This window comes from Scandinavium sp. (assembly GCF_036271055.1).
Taxonomy (GTDB): Bacteria; Pseudomonadota; Gammaproteobacteria; order Enterobacterales; family Enterobacteriaceae; genus Scandinavium.
Genome location: NZ_DATBBJ010000006.1, coordinates 55,829 through 71,150 on the forward strand (window position 1 = coordinate 55,829; position 15,322 = coordinate 71,150).

Below are 15,322 nucleotides of genomic sequence, written 5' to 3' on the forward strand. Positions count from 1 at the left end.
GACCCATAACGGGCAATGATGAGATTGGAGTAACTATGTCTAAAATGAAATCTGTTTTCCTGGCGCTTTCTATGATGCTGGTGGCTCCTGCGGCGGTACACGCCTCTGAAATCACGCTGGTTCCGGCGGTTAAACTGCAGATTGGTGATCAGGATAATCGTGGCAACTATTGGGATGGTGGCAACTGGCGTGACCATGACTGGTGGGGTCATCACTATGAGCGCTACAACAATCACTGGCGTGCACGCTACGAGCCACACTATGACCATCGCGACGATCATCATGATCACCACGATGATCATCACAACAACCATGACGATCATGGTCATCATCACTGATTCGTTTCCCCCCACGCAGGCAAGGTGAGGGGGAAATGTTATTTCTGCTCGTGACGCTTAAAGACTAATTCGCCGTTAACCGACGCCGCTTCATCAAAGAAATACCCTTCGCTATCAAACTCTTTCAACTGCTCTGGAGTCGTCAGGCGGTTCGCGATGATGTACCGACTCATCAGCCCCCGCGCTTTTTTGGCGTAGAAACTAATGACTTTAAACTTGCCGTTTTTCTCATCCAGGAACACTGGCTTGATGATCGTCCCGTTCAGCGCTTTTGGCTTCACCGAGCGGAAATATTCGTCCGAGGCCAGGTTGATAACAATGTCGTCGCCCTGGGCTTTCAACGCGTCATTGAGCTTATGGGTGATAACGTCACCCCAGAAATGGTAGAGATCTTTGCCTTTGGCGTTTTCGAGGCGAATGCCCATTTCCAGACGATACGGCTGCATTAAATCCAGCGGGCGCAATACACCGTAAAGACCGGAGAGCATGCGCAAATGCTGCTGGGCGAAATCAAAATCTGCTTCGCTGAACTCTTCTGCCTGTAAGCCCGTGTAGACGTCGCCTTTAAACGCGAGGATCGCCGGACGCGCGTTTTGCGGTGTGAAATCCGGGTGCCAGTCGTGAAAACGAGTGGCGTTGAGATCGGCCAGTTTGTCGCTGATGCTCATCAGCTTGCCAATCTGCGGCGCGGAAAGCTTACGTGCGACGGTAATCAACTGCTGGGAGTAATCCAGCAGCTCAGGATGGGTATAGCGCGTGGTTGGCAGCTCGCTTTGGTAATCGAGCGTTTTAGCAGGTGAAATCAGAATCAGCATAATCAGTCCTTGCGGGCATTTTTCCGTGACTTTAGCAAAAAACGACCGCGAAGGGATCGATAGCTGCTATTGGCGCGGCACATCATCCCAACTTCCCTCGGATAATTGCTGCTCGATGTCGGGATAGCGCGCCAGATCGAACACCGGTTTAATACCGAGTTTCCTTTGGCGTAAATAATCGCTGGCGATAATCCGCACCACTGGGGAAAGCAGCAGAATAGCCGTCAGGTTAGTGATCGCCATCAGTGCCATAATAATATCGGCCAACTGCCAGACTACGGGCAGGCTCAAGAGAGTACCGCACATCACCATCAGCAACGTTATCACGCGCAGCAGCCAGACGTTTCGCGGCGTGTTCTTCTTCAGGTAAATCAGGTTATTTTCCGCGTAGATGTAGTTAGCGACAATCGAACTGAAGGAAAACAGCAGGACGATACCTGCAACAAACCCCGCGCCCCAACTCCCGGCGAGCGATGACATCGCTTTTTGTACCAGTTGAACTCCATTGAACGACGTTAGCGTAGTGTCATGCCCGGCGAGCAGTAGCACGATTGCCGTAGCGGTACAGATAACCAGGGTATCCACCAATACGCCAATCATCTGGACAATCCCCTGCGCGGCAGGATGTGGCGGCCATGAGGCGGCGGCCGCTGCGGCATTGGGTGTAGAACCCATACCGGCTTCGTTGGAAAACATACCTCGCTGAATACCACTGGTGAGGGCCTGACTGATGGTGTAACCCACCGCACCCGCGGCAGCTTCTTGCCAACCAAATGCGCTACGGATAATGGTTTCGAATATGTGTGGGATTTGATTGAGATGCCACAGGCTGATGAAAATACTGGTCGCCACCCACAGCAGTGCCATAATCGGCACCAGCCACTGCATCATTTTCGCGACACCGCGCAGGCCGCGCATGATCGCTATTAGTGTGAAAACCATCAATACCAGGCCGGTCACGAACTCTGGCAGATGAAACGCGTAGTGCATGGCGTTAGCGACGGAATTGGCCTGTACCGTGTTGAAAATCAGGCCATACGCCAACAACAGGAAAACCGAAAACATCACGCCCATCCAGCGCATGCCCAAGCCGCGAGACATATACCATGCCGGGCCGCCGCGGAACTGTCCTTCGGCATCTCGTTCTTTGTAGAGCTGCGCCAGAGAGCATTCGGCGAAACTGCTCGCCATGCCAATTATCGCGGACACCCACATCCAGAACACCGCGCCGGGACCGCCTGCGGTAATCGCAATCGCCACACCAGCGAGGTTCCCGCTGCCCACTCGCGCCGCCAGACTGGTGCAGAGCGCCTGAAAAGACGTTAACCCATCAGGCTGTGAGCTAAGGCTACTTTTAAGACTTTTACCGAAATGGCGAAGATAGCGAAACTGGATATATCCCGTTCGCCAGGTGAACCACACTCCGGTGCCGAGCAGCAGGTAAATCATTACCGAGCCCCAGAGTATTTCATTAATAAATGATAAAAATTCAGGCATTTGACGTCCTTATATCGATGCCGGAGACCACGTTAAGCACTGCCATTTTGCAGACAATCCATTATCAGGCAGGTGAGGAATAGGATGAGTTTATCATACTCTGCGCTCTTGAGCCGTCTGCGGTTGCGCTGACAACCGGGCGTGATATTATCGAAAGCAGACTGGTTACATCCCCCTAACAGCTGTTTAAAGAGAAACATATCATGACGGATAAATTGACCTCCCTGCGTCAGTACACAACCGTAGTGGCTGACACCGGAGACATCGCGGCAATGAAGCTGTATCAGCCTCAGGATGCGACAACCAACCCTTCTCTGATCCTGGGCGCTGCTCAGATCCCGGAATACCGCAAGCTGATTGACGAAGCGATTGCCTGGGCGAAAAGCCAGAGCAGCAACCGCGAGCAGCAGATTGTTGATGCGACCGACAAACTGGCGGTAAACATCGGTCTGGAGATCCTGAAACTGATCCCGGGTCGTATCTCCACCGAAGTTGATGCGCGTCTGTCCTACGACACCGAAGCCTCTATCGCTAAAGCGAAACACCTGATCAAGCTGTACAACGATGCAGGCATCAGCAATGACCGTATCCTGATCAAACTGGCGTCTACCTGGCAGGGTATTCGTGCCGCTGAGCAGCTTGAAAAAGAAGGCATCAACTGTAACCTGACGCTGCTGTTCTCCTTCGCGCAGGCGCGTGCTTGTGCAGAAGCGGGCGTGTTCCTGATTTCGCCGTTTGTTGGCCGTATCCTCGACTGGTACAAATCCAACACCGACAAGAAAGAGTATGCACCGGCAGAAGATCCAGGCGTTGTGTCTGTGTCTGAAATCTACAGCTACTACAAACAACACGGCTACGAAACAGTCGTGATGGGTGCAAGCTTCCGTAACGTGGGCGAAATTCTGGAACTGGCTGGCTGTGACCGCCTGACCATCGCTCCACCTCTGCTGAAAGAACTGGCAGAAGCTGACGGCGCTGTCGAACGCAAACTGGTTTACACGGGTGATGTGAAAGCGCGTCCAGAGCGTATCTCTGAATCCCAGTTCCTGTGGCAGCACAACCAGGATCCAATGGCAGTAGATAAACTGGCGGATGGTATCCGTAAGTTTGCTATCGACCAGGAAAAACTGGAAAAAATGATCGGCGACCTGCTGTAATCATTCAGGCTGTGACCGGGCTTCCGGTCACAGCTTCCTCGCGTTATTTGTCTCTGTTTCCCTCCTGCGTGTATCATTCCATTTAACCGCATTTTTTAACGGAATAGATATGAACACTCTTCGCATTGGCCTTGTTTCCATCTCCGATCGTGCCTCCAGTGGCGTCTACCAGGACGAAGGCATTCCCGCGCTTGAAGCGTGGCTGGCCCAGGCTTTAACCACTCCCTTTGAATTGCAAACCCGTCTGATCCCTGATGAGCAAGTCATTATCGAGCAGACGCTGTGCGAGCTGGTGGATGAAATGAGCTGCCATTTGGTGCTGACCACAGGCGGTACGGGTCCCGCGCGTCGGGATGTGACGCCAGACGCAACACTGGCGATTGCCGATCGTGAAATGCCGGGCTTTGGCGAGCAGATGCGTCAGATAAGCCTGCACTTTGTACCGACTGCGATCCTTTCGCGCCAGGTGGGCGTTATTCGCAAACAGGCGTTAATTCTCAATCTGCCGGGGCAACCAAAATCTATTCAGGAAACCCTGGAAGGGGTGAAAGATGAGGCCGGGAAGGTGTTAGTGCATGGGATCTTTGCAAGTGTACCTTATTGTGTACAGTTGCTTGAGGGGCCGTATGTGGAAACCAATCCGCAGGTAGTAGCAGCATTTCGCCCGAAAAGCGCGCGACGTGAAACAATCTCCTGAAGATAACGCTTTTGTAAGATAAGCTTTGCGGGCCATCGATTGATTCCAGGTTTACGGTATAGTAATTTTTTCTTTACGTTATCTGTAAATCTATCAAAACAAATGGCCCGCTATGTCATCACACGCAAGTCCTCTGAACCGACAGGATTATAAAACACTGACACTGGCAGCCCTCGGCGGCGCGCTGGAGTTTTACGATTTCATCATCTTTGTCTTCTTTGCCGCAGTCGTCGGTGAACTCTTTTTTCCGGCCAACATTCCTGAATGGCTGCGTCAGGTACAGACCTTCGGTATTTTTGCCGCAGGTTATTTGGCGCGCCCATTGGGCGGCATCATCATGGCGCATTTCGGCGATCTGGTGGGGCGTAAGAAAATGTTCACGCTGAGCATTTTGTTGATGGCGGTGCCAACGCTGCTTATTGGGTTGCTGCCGACGTATGCCTCGGTGGGAATCGCCGCGCCACTGTTGTTGCTTTTGATGCGCGTGCTTCAGGGCGCAGCGATTGGCGGTGAGGTGCCGGGGGCCTGGGTATTCGTTGCAGAACATGTCCCGGCGCAGCGCATTGGGATTGCCTGCGGCACGCTAACGGCGGGCCTGACGGTGGGGATTTTGCTCGGGTCGGTGGTGGCTACGCTCATCAATACCAGTATGACGCCGCTGGCCATTCACGACGGCGGCTGGCGCATTCCGTTCCTGCTGGGCGGTGCGTTTGGCCTGGTGGCAATGTATTTGCGCCGTTGGTTGCAGGAGACACCGATATTCCTTGAAATGCAGCAGCGTAAGCAGTTGGCACAGGAACTTCCGGTTAAATCTGTGGTGATGAAGCATCAGAAAGCGGTGGTGATGTCGATGCTGCTGACCTGGCTCTTATCGGCGGGAATTGTGGTCGTGATTTTGATGTCGCCTGTATGGCTGCAAAAGCATTACGGTTTCGCCCCAGCGCTGACGCTCCAGGCCAACAGTATTGCCACTATTATGCTGTGCGTGGGCTGTCTCTTGGCGGGGCTGGCGGCGGATAAGTTCGGGGCCAGCCGTACTTTCATTATCGGCAGTTTGTTGCTGGCGGCTTCTAGCTGGGCGTTCTATCACCTCGCGGGCGCGTCTTCTCTGCATCTTTTCTTACTTTATGGGCTGGTAGGATTGTGTGTGGGCGTGGTGGGTGCTGTGCCGTACGTAATGGTCAGATCGTTTCCGGCAGAAGTGCGTTTCACCGGGATCTCGTTTTCCTACAATGTTTCTTACGCCATCTTTGGCGGGTTGACGCCAATTGCAGTGACATTACTCATGAATATCTCGCCGATGGCCCCTGCATGGTACGTACTGGCGCTTTCGCTGGTGGGATTGGGATTAGGTTTTTGGCTACGGCAGAATGACATCGGGCCAGAAAAAGCGTCGTTGACGGCAAGCTAATCGCCCTACGGAGAGGCCTTTCTGGAGGCCTCTGTTTATGTTTTCCGGCAGATAATACTAGCGAGGAACGCGTATACCGCCTTCAACCCCACGTGTGAACACGACTTGCCAAAGCTGAATGTTACGAGCGCGAAAAGCCCCAGCGCAGGCATTCAGATAGTAAGTAAACATTCTTTTAAAACGTTCCGAATAATGATCGCCGAGCTTCGGCCAGGCATGCTGGAAGCGCTCGTCCCACGCCATTAATGTTTTATCGTAGTCGGTGCCAAAATTATGCCAGTCCTCTACTACAAAATAAGGTTCACTGGCGGCAGCGATTTGCATGACGGAAGGCAGACAACCGTTCGGGAATATATATTTGTTAATCCAGGGATCTACATTGTCATCCGTTTTGTTCGAACCGATACTGTGTAGCAGAAATAGTCCCTTTTGTTTAAGGTTTTGGTTCACGACGCTAAAATAGGTGGGATAGTTTTTGGGCCCAACATGCTCAAACATTCCTACCGAGACGATTCGATCAAACTGTTGATTCAGATCCCGATAATCCTGAAGCAGTATCTCTACATCCAGGCCAGAGCAGCGCGCCTGAGCCAATTTCTGCTGCTCAGCTGAAATGGTCACGCCGGTCACCTTCACACCATAATGTTCTGCTGCATATGCGGCTAAACCACCCCAGCCGCAGCCGATATCCAGCAGCGTCATGCCTCTTTTCAACTGGAGTTTCTCACATATCAGCTGCAGTTTATTTTGCTGAGCGGTCTGGAGATCGGTCGCGTCTTTCCAGTAGCCGCAGGAATATTGCATCCAGGGATCCAGCATGGCCGCAAACAGGTCATTGCCCAGATCGTAATGTTCTTTACCGACGATCCATGCCCGCTTTCTCGACTGCGGATTGATCATTCTGGCACTGGCGACGCGCAATAAATCTTTTACGCTCCCTTTTAGACAAGACTCTACATCTGCGCTGACGATCATGGCGATAAACTCATCGAGACGCTTACAGGTCCACCAACCGTCCATATAGCTTTCGCCCAAACCCAGAGAGCCTTGTTGCAGAACCCGCTTATAGAATTGATCGTTTTTGACCTGAATATCGTACGGGGCAGGACCATTAATTCTTATTCCGGCTTCTCGCAGGAGTTCTTCACAAATTCGATGCCAGTGGGTCTTTTTTTCTGAGATAACTGCTGTTTTTTCCATTGTGATTACAGCCTTTTATTTGCTTTAGACCAATAAAAAATCTGTGCTTACAGCGGCAGACAAATGCGCTGGCGCGCTGTGTCAGTGATTGAATAGATAGCGTTATGCCGAACGGTTAATGTGCGGATAGCCCACACATTAACCGTCAGCGGCGTTAGATTTTCGGCCCGTAGGTGTGAATATCCATCGTGCGGTTGTAGTTGATCGCTTCAGATTTGGTGAGCTCTCCAGAAAGGACGCGCATCAATGCGCTCATGGTTTCTTCCGCTACCTGCTCAATCGATTTATTGCCGAGGATAATTTGCCCGGCGTCGATATCCATATCGTGGGAAAGGTTCTGGTAAGTGCGCGGGTTACCGCAAATTTTCAACACCGGCACAATCGGGAATCCCTGAGGTGCACCACGCCCGGTCGAAAAGACAATTCCCTGGGCACCTGCGGCAGCAATACCGGTCAGAATTTCAGGCTCAAAGCCGGGAGAGTCTTTGATCCACAGCCCTTTGCCCGGCACTTTATCGGTATAGTCCAGCACGCCCTCAATGGTGCGCGATCCGGATTTGTTAATCGCCCCGAGAGACTTCTCCTCGATGGTGGATAAGCCGCCAGCGATGTTACCCGGCGTTGGCTGCCCGTTACGCATGTCCACGCCAACCGCCATCGCGCGTTTCTCCATGGCATCGACAATCTCATAAATGCGCTGACCGACTGCTGGAGTCCGACCGCGACGGGCGAGCAGGTGTTCGCCCCCCATGAATTCGGTGGTTTCGCCAAACAGCACGGTACCGCAGGCATCGACGATAGCGTCTGACATCTGGCCGATGACCATATTGGAAGAGAGCCCAGAAGTCGTATCAGAGGATCCACATTTGATGCCCATGATCAGGTCTTCGAGCCCCGCTTCACTTCGTTGCTGCGCAGAAATCGCAATGGCCATTTTCTGCACTAAATCGATGCCGTGTTGAATCGCACGGCTGGTACCGCCCAGTTCCTGCATCACAATTTTTTCCACCGGGCGACCGGTGGCGGCGATTTGCGCCACGATTTCATCGGCGTTAGATCCTTCGCAGCCGAGGCTAATCACCAACGCCGCGCCGACATTGGGATGCGATCCGAGGCGGCCCAACGTTTCCGTCACCAGGCTTAAATCCGGCATCAGCTGGCAGCAGCCGCAATGATGCAATAACGCTTTCGACATCTGGGTGTTGTAGACAATCGCCTGAGCAATTTCGGTGACACAAACGGTCGCAGGAATAATCGCGACAATATTACGTGAGCCAACCTGACCGTTTTCGCGGCGATAGCCAAACCATTGATAGTCATTGTTCATTTTGCTGTCTCCTGATAACGGGAAGTGCGGGCGTGTGTCACTTTAGTATCGTGATTGAGATCGCCGCGACCATACTGACTGGCGAGATTATGCGTGTGGACGTAGTCGCCAATCGCGATAGTTTGGGTGGCAATACCCAGACTTTCGCCGTACTTCAGCACCTCTGCGTCGACCGCTAATGTCGCGACGGCAATCTTGTGACCAAAGGGAATATCGGCAAGCGCAGTGACGGTTTCCGTATTGCCTGATTTATCTTTCACGGTAATGACGTCGCCGTGATGGACGTCTTCCAGCACCGTTGCGACGCTATCGCAGGGCATGATTTTTAATGCCAGAATCTTTATCTGTGACATTTTGAACCTCGATTAAAGCAATGATTAATAGAAAGAATTATTGTTAAGCGGTTCGCTTCGCCAGTATGGAAACCAGCAGTGGGCAAAGAATGGCGGTGACGATAACCGCAGAAGAAATTTGAGCCGCCGCAACGGCTGCCTGAGGGGCGAAATTCGGGGCAATTTCCGCGATGACAGCAGGGAATGCGACGGACAGACCCGCGGTCGTGCCGACCGCAATACCGACTGCCGGCTTGGTCTCTTTGAAGAAGATTTTGTAGCCGAGATAACCCAGACCACCGGTGACAATCAGCGTAAACAGACCGAGCCCGATGCCCTGTAATCCGGCGAACACGAGTTCGTGCAGGTTGAGGTGCATCCCCAAAGACCACGCGAAGAAGGGAACCAGAAAATGTTGGCCTTTGGTCAGCATTTCCTTCCAGTCATCATCCAGATTACCGAGAACAAATCCGACGATCATGGGGAAGATCACGGCTAACAGGGCCATGTAAGGGACGCTAATTATTCCGGATGCCCCAAGCGCAATCAGCGTGAAGAACGGGCTACAGCCCAATAGCACGGGAGCCAATGCACCGATATCCGTTACATCGCCAAACTCCCCGGCAAGCCCGCCATATAAGCCGCCGTTGATCGCCGTCATTGCCGGGATGATCGCCAGTGGCGATATGCCCAGCAGACCTTTAATGCCATAGAAGTGCGCCACTAAAAACCCGATAACAATGCCGGAAAGCACTTTTGCAACGAACAGGACGAGCCCTTTTTCCAGAGGACGCCCCACTTTGCGGACATTGATACCCGCTGCGGCGCACAGCAGATAGAGTGCGATCAGCGGTGACGATCCCGATACAAATAACTGTTCTGTGAAGCCCCCGATGTGCAGTGCATGTGGGAAGACCGTGTTGAGCACTGCGGCCAACAATAAAGGGATCACCATCATGCCGCCGGGGAACCGCTGCATGGTTTTCATTATTTTCATACTGACCTCGTTTGCTCTGACCATGGATGCCGACGTTGCACAGGATCGGAAAACGTCATGCATCAACCTTTGGTATATTATGGTATACCACGTTATAACAAAAAAATGATCCACATCATAGATCCTTTCAACAAGGTGACGTGTAATTAACTGGCGGTGTCAGTGATGTATTACGCAAGCGTGAATTGATGCGGCAGAACGCGAACACATTTTGTTTTTAACGTAACAAGAAATAATGGAAATAAGGACTGTTCTATATTGATTGCAACCGGTAATGGGTCGGCAAAACGCTTTCTATAATCTCGACGAAATAAATCAGGTAAAGACACTTATGTCACCACAAGAAATGAATGCATCGATGCCACTTTTTACAGATGAAAAGGGTCGGCCGGGTTATGCAAATAAAGAGGAGATAGATCTTCTGCTGTTAGTGGATACGCTATTAAAAGCAAAAAAATGCCTATTTTATTTTGCCATCATTTTTGCGATGTTGGGGGCGATTGCTTCATTCCTGTTTCCGCAAAAATGGACCAGTCATGCGATTATCAGTTTAGCCGAGCCGACTCAGCTTCACCCTCTTCAGCAAGCGCTTTTGCCACTGGAAGTGCTGGGGATAGAGACCCCGATCAACAGCGCGCAACTGTTCAATTTATACATTGAAAAGTTCCTGTCCGGTGACGTGCAAAACGCGTTTATTCACGTTTCGCCCGTTGCCCTGGTGGAATTGCCGCAAAACACGCCAGAGGCATCTCGCCGTGCAATAAAGGCTCTGACGGAGGGGATTAAGGCGGTTAATCTCCAGACGGATAAAAAGTCTGGCGCGGTGCCTTTTACCGATTGGGAGCTGAGCTTTACCGGGCGCACCGCCGAGCAGGCACAGCGATTTCTGGCAAGCTACACCCAGTACATTATGCAAAACGTTGCCCGACAGGCGGTGGGAAATATTCGTAATGCGCTGGCGCTTGAAATTCAGCGTCAGACTGCGGTTATTGCACTCAAACGCCAGAGTCTTATCGCTCTGCGTCAGACCAAAATACGCAGGCTAGAATATGCCCTTCAGATAGCAACTGCCGCCGGGATCTCTCATCCGGTGTACAGCACTGGGCAACTCATTAAGGATGATCCTGACTTTCCTGTGATGTTAGGGGCGAAAGGATTGAGCCAAAAACTTCAGATAGAGAAAGCGCTTGGGGACATTGAAGAGTTGAATGCTGACTTGCGTAATCAGGAATACAGGTTGTCGATGTTGAAACAGATTACGCTACAGCAACGCACTTTTCCGGTCGTTAATTTTCAACAGATAGCAACGCTGCCGCTGAAAAAAGATGGGCCAGGGCCATTAGTTATTATTTTACTATTTTCTCTGATCGGCGTTTTTTTCGGGGCACTGTGGGTGTTATTCCAGCACGCGAGACTCACCCGTCTTTCATCATGAAGAACGGGTATTTTTAATGAAATATCTAACGCTTATTCTTCTTTTAACGCTGACTGTTTTCAATATTGGCATTCTTTATTTATTGCTGACCACGTACACCTTCTTTTATTAATATGTCATTCGCCAGAGCACCTAAAATGTTTAACCGTAAAATACTGCAACAAAAAACGATCGATTTCGTTCAGCGCCCACGCTTTACCCAAAACCATGTAATGATGATATCAATCATGCTGTTTGGTCTGGCGGGTGCGATAATTCTGTACCCACTGTTCCAGTTTCTTGCCAGTTGTCCCTGAGGCGGCAGTATTTCAGTCATCTGATTTTTGCTTCCTGCCTCCCCGGACAGAGGTGTTATCATCACCCGATCGACGAAACCGGTAACATCGCGAGTAGGGCGGCAGCAAAGCCCGTTCAGGTCGTTAATGAAGCCAACACAGGAACAGATCTATGTCAGGCCCGATATTTCTTCCCATCCAGCGTAATAACCGGCAGCGAAGCACTACTCTCGCGATGTTGGTGTATGACGCTATCAAGGATGCCATCGTCAATGGCCGAATAAAGCCGGGGGATTGGTTGCCTGTGCAACGCGATCTGGAGGATCTGCTGCAGGTTTCGCGTCCACCGATCCGTGAAGCGCTGTCTAAACTGCAGGCGGAAGGGTTGCTGACCGCGGATTCAGGCGGCAGTTTGCGGGTTGCTGATGTTTTTGATGAACCTATTTTATCGCCATTGATCAATTTGATGGCATCTAACCCGCAGGTGCGTTTTGACATCCTGGAATTTCGCCGTCTCATTGAGGGCGCTGCTGCATTCTACGCCGCTAAGCGCAGCACGCCTCAAGAGCACGAGCGACTGCGTGCGCTCTATCAGACGCTAAACTATGCCTATACAGAGGGGACGTTACAGGAAGCTGCTGAGGCTGATGCAGCGTTTCATCTGGGTATTATTGAAGCGGCGCATAACATGGCGATCCTGAGTGTCATGAACGGCTTTTATACTGTGCTGCAAGATTCGGTGCTGGATGCAGCGGACACCATTCGACGGAATAAACAGAATTGGGATGAGACTGACAGGCATCATCAGGAATTGCTGGACGCGATAATCTCCGGGGATGCCGAGAAGGCTCAAGCCGTCGCGTGCGAGCACCTGAGTTTCTTGCACTCCAGATTGTCGGTAGTGCAGCCGGTTTTACTCTGACGTCGGATCGCGGGCGAGCAAATAAGAAAGCCGGGCAATGCCCGGCTTCATTGTATTACAGCGATGAACTTAGTGTTTTTCGCCAATTGGCAGCACGGTGCGGCCTAATTTTTCGTTCAGCACTTCACCCATAGCCAGGTAAATTGCGCTCGCGCCACACACCAGGCCAACCCAGCCCGCAATGTGTACGATGCCTTCGTTGTCCGCCAAATGGCCGATAGCCAGCAGGGCAAACAGAACGGTCAGGCTCAGGAACACGAACTGCTGCATGCGTGGGCCGTTCAGCGTACCGAAGAACATGAACAGCGTGAACACGCCCCACAGACCCAAGTACATACCCAGGAAGTGCGGATTAGACGGTTCAGCAAGACCCATTTTCGGCATGATCAGAATGGCGACCAGTGTCAGCCAGAAAGAGCCGTAAGAGGTGAATGCGACCAGACCGAAGGTATTGCCTTTCTTAAACTCCAGCAAACCTGCAAAGATCTGTGCCAGACCACCGTAAAAAATACCCATCGCCAAAATGGCGGTATCAAACGGGAACAGACCGCTGTTCGTCAGGTTCAGCAGAATCGTGGTCATGCCGAAGCCCATCAAGCCCAGTGGTGCTGGATTAGCCAACTTAGTGTTGCCCATATTTCCTCGAAAATTCATTTATAAAGGGGAAAAAAGTAAAAGCCCCACGCCAATCCTCTGACGGCAGGGCGCGGCATAATATCAGAGCTGACTCCTCAGTCTATGATCTGAGCAGGGTGAAATTAAAAATTTTTTTATGTCTCCCCCTTGATGCCCGATGTTACGACCCCATCTTGTAAGCAACCGCAGTGATGAGCCTGGAAAAAAAACATTAAGGCGCTTGAAACGGCACGTTTCGCCCTTATTACAGGTTCATAAGCACATGTTGATCGATTTTTTAGTGGAGACGTTTAGATGGGTAAAATTATTGGTATCGACTTGGGTACTACCAACTCTTGTGTAGCGATTATGGATGGCAATACCCCGCGTGTACTGGAAAACGCCGAGGGCGACCGTACCACGCCTTCTATTATTGCTTATACCCAGGACGGTGAAACTCTGGTTGGTCAGCCGGCTAAACGTCAGGCAGTGACAAACCCGCAAAACACCTTGTTTGCGATCAAACGCCTGATCGGCCGTCGCTTCCAGGACGAAGAAGTGCAGCGTGATGAAGCCATCATGCCGTACAAAATCGTTGCTGCTGATAACGGCGATGCCTGGCTTGACGTAAAAGGCACCAAAACGGCACCACCGCAGATTTCTGCTGAAGTGCTGAAGAAAATGAAGAAAACGGCTGAAGATTATCTGGGCGAACCAGTGACTGAAGCGGTTATCACCGTACCGGCTTACTTCAACGATGCGCAGCGTCAGGCAACGAAAGATGCTGGCCGTATTGCAGGTCTGGAAGTCAAACGTATCATCAACGAACCAACTGCTGCTGCACTGGCTTACGGTCTTGATAAAGAAGTCGGCAACCGCACTATCGCGGTTTATGACCTCGGCGGCGGTACTTTCGATATCTCTATTATCGAAATCGACGAAGTTGATGGCGAAAAAACCTTCGAAGTTCTGGCAACCAACGGTGACACTCACCTCGGTGGTGAAGACTTCGACAGCCGACTGATCAACTACCTCGTTGAAGAGTTTAAGAAAGATCAGGGCATTGACCTGCGTAATGACCCGCTGGCAATGCAGCGTCTGAAAGAAGCCGCTGAAAAAGCAAAAATTGAGCTGTCTTCTGCACAGCAGACCGACGTTAACCTGCCGTACATCACTGCAGACGCGACCGGTCCAAAACACATGAACATCAAAGTGACTCGCGCGAAACTGGAAAGCCTGGTGGAAGACCTGGTGAACCGTTCTATCGAACCACTGAAAGTTGCTTTGCAGGATGCAGGCCTGTCTGTTTCCGATATCCAGGACGTTCTGCTGGTTGGCGGTCAGACTCGTATGCCAATGGTTCAGAAGAAAGTGGCTGAGTTCTTCGGTAAAGAGCCGCGTAAAGACGTTAACCCGGATGAAGCTGTTGCTGTAGGCGCAGCGGTTCAGGGCGGCGTCCTGACCGGTGAAGTGAAAGACGTTCTGCTACTGGACGTAACCCCGCTGTCGCTCGGTATCGAAACCATGGGCGGTGTGATGACGGCGCTCATCAACAAAAACACCACCATCCCGACCAAGCACAGCCAGGTGTTCTCTACTGCAGAGGACAACCAATCTGCGGTGACTATCCATGTCATCCAGGGTGAACGTAAGCGTGCGTCTGATAACAAATCTCTGGGTCAGTTCAACCTGGATGGTATCAGCCCGGCACAGCGCGGCATACCGCAGATCGAAGTGACCTTCGATATCGATGCGGATGGTATCCTGCACGTTTCCGCGAAAGACAAAAACAGCGGTAAAGAGCAGAAAATCACCATCAAGGCGTCTTCTGGTCTGAACGAAGAAGAAATCCAGAAAATGGTGCGCGAAGCCGAAGCTAACGCCGAATCTGACCGTAAGTTCGAAGAACTGGTTCAGACCCGTAACCAGGGCGATCACCTGCTGCATAGCACCCGTAAGCAGGTTGAAGAAGCCGGCGAGCAGCTGCCAGCGGATGATAAAACCGCTATCGAAGCTGCACTGACCGCGCTGGAATCTTCTCTGAAAGGCGAAGACAAAGCGGATATCGAAGCGAAAATGCAGGCGCTGGCTCAGGCTTCTGAGAAGCTGATGGAAATTGCTCAGCAGCAGCATGCACAGCAGCAGGCCGGTTCTGCTGATGCTTCCGAGAACAACGCGAAAGATGACGACGTTGTCGACGCTGAGTTCGAAGAAGTTAAAGATAAAAAATAATCGCCCTGATGTAGGGTAATTAACTGGCACGGGCGTCGGAGTTTACTCCACGCCCGTGCTCGCATGTTAAGG

Annotated in this window: 14 protein-coding genes; 7 read left to right on the forward strand and 7 right to left on the reverse strand. The window is 51.6% G+C overall.

All coding sequences use genetic code 11. The annotated features are described in order from the left end of the window. Window positions 1–35 precede the first annotated feature (35 nt). Complete coding sequence (locus tag VH187_RS00650) at window positions 36–338, forward strand: DUF2502 domain-containing protein (protein ID WP_329699569.1); 303 nt, start codon at window positions 36–38, stop codon at window positions 336–338. A gap of 38 nt (window positions 339–376) precedes the next feature. Here the strand turns inward: VH187_RS00650 and yaaA are convergent, their stop codons facing one another. Together yaaA and VH187_RS00660 are read right to left on the reverse strand one after the other, a co-directional pair. Further along, window positions 377–1,153: a peroxide stress protein YaaA gene (yaaA, locus tag VH187_RS00655; protein WP_329699570.1), complete on the reverse strand. Its 777-nt coding sequence runs from the start codon at window positions 1,151–1,153 to the stop codon at window positions 377–379. A 66-nt stretch (window positions 1,154–1,219) separates the two neighbouring features. Next, window positions 1,220–2,650 carry an alanine/glycine:cation symporter family protein gene (locus tag VH187_RS00660; RefSeq protein WP_329699571.1) on the reverse strand — a complete coding sequence of 477 codons (1,431 nt, stop codon included), beginning with the start codon at window positions 2,648–2,650 and terminating at the stop codon, window positions 1,220–1,222. Window positions 2,651–2,853: 203 nt separating this feature from the next. Here VH187_RS00660 and tal point away from each other — a divergent pair, with 203 nt between their 5' ends. From tal to VH187_RS00675, 3 genes are all read left to right on the forward strand, one after another. Beyond that, window positions 2,854–3,807, forward strand: a complete 954-nt coding sequence (tal, locus tag VH187_RS00665) for a transaldolase (RefSeq protein ID WP_329699572.1) — start codon at window positions 2,854–2,856, stop codon at window positions 3,805–3,807. Window positions 3,808–3,916: 109 nt separating this feature from the next. Then, window positions 3,917–4,504 (forward strand): molybdopterin adenylyltransferase, encoded by a 588-nt coding sequence (gene mog / locus VH187_RS00670; protein WP_329699573.1) that lies wholly within the window; start codon window positions 3,917–3,919, stop codon window positions 4,502–4,504. 112 nt (window positions 4,505–4,616) lie between these two features. Continuing rightward, entirely contained in the window at window positions 4,617–5,915 is a 1,299-nt protein-coding gene (locus VH187_RS00675; RefSeq protein ID WP_329699574.1) for an MFS transporter, read from the forward strand. 57 nt (window positions 5,916–5,972) lie between these two features. On the opposite strand, the gene cfa is transcribed toward VH187_RS00675, so the two are convergent. The 4 genes from cfa to VH187_RS00695 form a co-directional block, all read right to left on the reverse strand. After that, the gene (gene cfa / locus VH187_RS00680) at window positions 5,973–7,115 is read right to left on the reverse strand and encodes a cyclopropane fatty acyl phospholipid synthase (RefSeq protein ID WP_329699575.1); all 1,143 of its coding nucleotides are present in this window, start codon (window positions 7,113–7,115) and stop codon (window positions 5,973–5,975) included. Window positions 7,116–7,269: 154 nt separating this feature from the next. Then, complete coding sequence (locus VH187_RS00685; RefSeq protein WP_329699576.1) at window positions 7,270–8,442, reverse strand: UxaA family hydrolase; 1,173 nt, start codon at window positions 8,440–8,442, stop codon at window positions 7,270–7,272. Continuing rightward, window positions 8,439–8,795 carry a UxaA family hydrolase gene (locus VH187_RS00690; protein WP_329699577.1) on the reverse strand — a complete coding sequence of 119 codons (357 nt, stop codon included), beginning with the start codon at window positions 8,793–8,795 and terminating at the stop codon, window positions 8,439–8,441. Before VH187_RS00690 ends, VH187_RS00685 begins: the two co-directional genes overlap by 4 nt. 43 nt (window positions 8,796–8,838) lie before the next feature. Continuing rightward, window positions 8,839–9,771: a 2-keto-3-deoxygluconate permease gene (locus tag VH187_RS00695; RefSeq protein ID WP_329699578.1), complete on the reverse strand. Its 933-nt coding sequence runs from the start codon at window positions 9,769–9,771 to the stop codon at window positions 8,839–8,841. A gap of 331 nt (window positions 9,772–10,102) precedes the next feature. Here VH187_RS00695 and wzz(fepE) point away from each other — a divergent pair, with 331 nt between their 5' ends. Beyond that, on the forward strand, window positions 10,103–11,206 hold the full coding sequence (gene wzz(fepE), locus VH187_RS00700) for an LPS O-antigen length regulator Wzz(fepE) (protein ID WP_329699579.1): 1,104 nt from the start codon (window positions 10,103–10,105) through the stop codon (window positions 11,204–11,206). A gap of 447 nt (window positions 11,207–11,653) precedes the next feature. Next, window positions 11,654–12,403, forward strand: coding sequence for a FadR/GntR family transcriptional regulator (locus VH187_RS00705; RefSeq protein ID WP_329699580.1), 750 nt, complete (start codon window positions 11,654–11,656; stop codon window positions 12,401–12,403). Window positions 12,404–12,472: 69 nt separating this feature from the next. On the opposite strand, the gene satP is transcribed toward VH187_RS00705, so the two are convergent. After that, window positions 12,473–13,039 (reverse strand): acetate uptake transporter, encoded by a 567-nt coding sequence (gene satP, locus VH187_RS00710; RefSeq protein WP_329699581.1) that lies wholly within the window; start codon window positions 13,037–13,039, stop codon window positions 12,473–12,475. Between the two features lie 294 nt (window positions 13,040–13,333). Here satP and dnaK point away from each other — a divergent pair, with 294 nt between their 5' ends. Continuing rightward, window positions 13,334–15,250: a molecular chaperone DnaK gene (gene dnaK / locus VH187_RS00715; protein ID WP_329699582.1), complete on the forward strand. Its 1,917-nt coding sequence runs from the start codon at window positions 13,334–13,336 to the stop codon at window positions 15,248–15,250. Window positions 15,251–15,322: the final 72 nt, after the last annotated feature.

Excerpts from the sequence above, each read along its gene's own strand:
- mog (WP_329699573.1), top strand. The coding sequence starts at position 3,917 with ATGAACACTCTTCGCATTGGCCTTGTTTCCATCTCCGATCGTGCCTCC.
- VH187_RS00650 (WP_329699569.1), top strand. The coding sequence starts at position 36 with ATGTCTAAAATGAAATCTGTTTTCCTGGCGCTTTCTATGATGCTGGTG.
- dnaK (WP_329699582.1), top strand. The coding sequence starts at position 13,334 with ATGGGTAAAATTATTGGTATCGACTTGGGTACTACCAACTCTTGTGTA.
- VH187_RS00685 (WP_329699576.1), bottom strand. The coding sequence starts at position 8,442 with ATGAACAATGACTATCAATGGTTTGGCTATCGCCGCGAAAACGGTCAG.
- satP (WP_329699581.1), bottom strand. The coding sequence starts at position 13,039 with ATGGGCAACACTAAGTTGGCTAATCCAGCACCACTGGGCTTGATGGGC.
- VH187_RS00660 (WP_329699571.1), bottom strand. The coding sequence starts at position 2,650 with ATGCCTGAATTTTTATCATTTATTAATGAAATACTCTGGGGCTCGGTA.
- cfa (WP_329699575.1), bottom strand. The coding sequence starts at position 7,115 with ATGGAAAAAACAGCAGTTATCTCAGAAAAAAAGACCCACTGGCATCGA.
- tal (WP_329699572.1), top strand. The coding sequence starts at position 2,854 with ATGACGGATAAATTGACCTCCCTGCGTCAGTACACAACCGTAGTGGCT.
- VH187_RS00675 (WP_329699574.1), top strand. The coding sequence starts at position 4,617 with ATGTCATCACACGCAAGTCCTCTGAACCGACAGGATTATAAAACACTG.
- VH187_RS00695 (WP_329699578.1), bottom strand. The coding sequence starts at position 9,771 with ATGAAAATAATGAAAACCATGCAGCGGTTCCCCGGCGGCATGATGGTG.
- yaaA (WP_329699570.1), bottom strand. The coding sequence starts at position 1,153 with ATGCTGATTCTGATTTCACCTGCTAAAACGCTCGATTACCAAAGCGAG.
- VH187_RS00705 (WP_329699580.1), top strand. The coding sequence starts at position 11,654 with ATGTCAGGCCCGATATTTCTTCCCATCCAGCGTAATAACCGGCAGCGA.
- VH187_RS00690 (WP_329699577.1), bottom strand. The coding sequence starts at position 8,795 with ATGTCACAGATAAAGATTCTGGCATTAAAAATCATGCCCTGCGATAGC.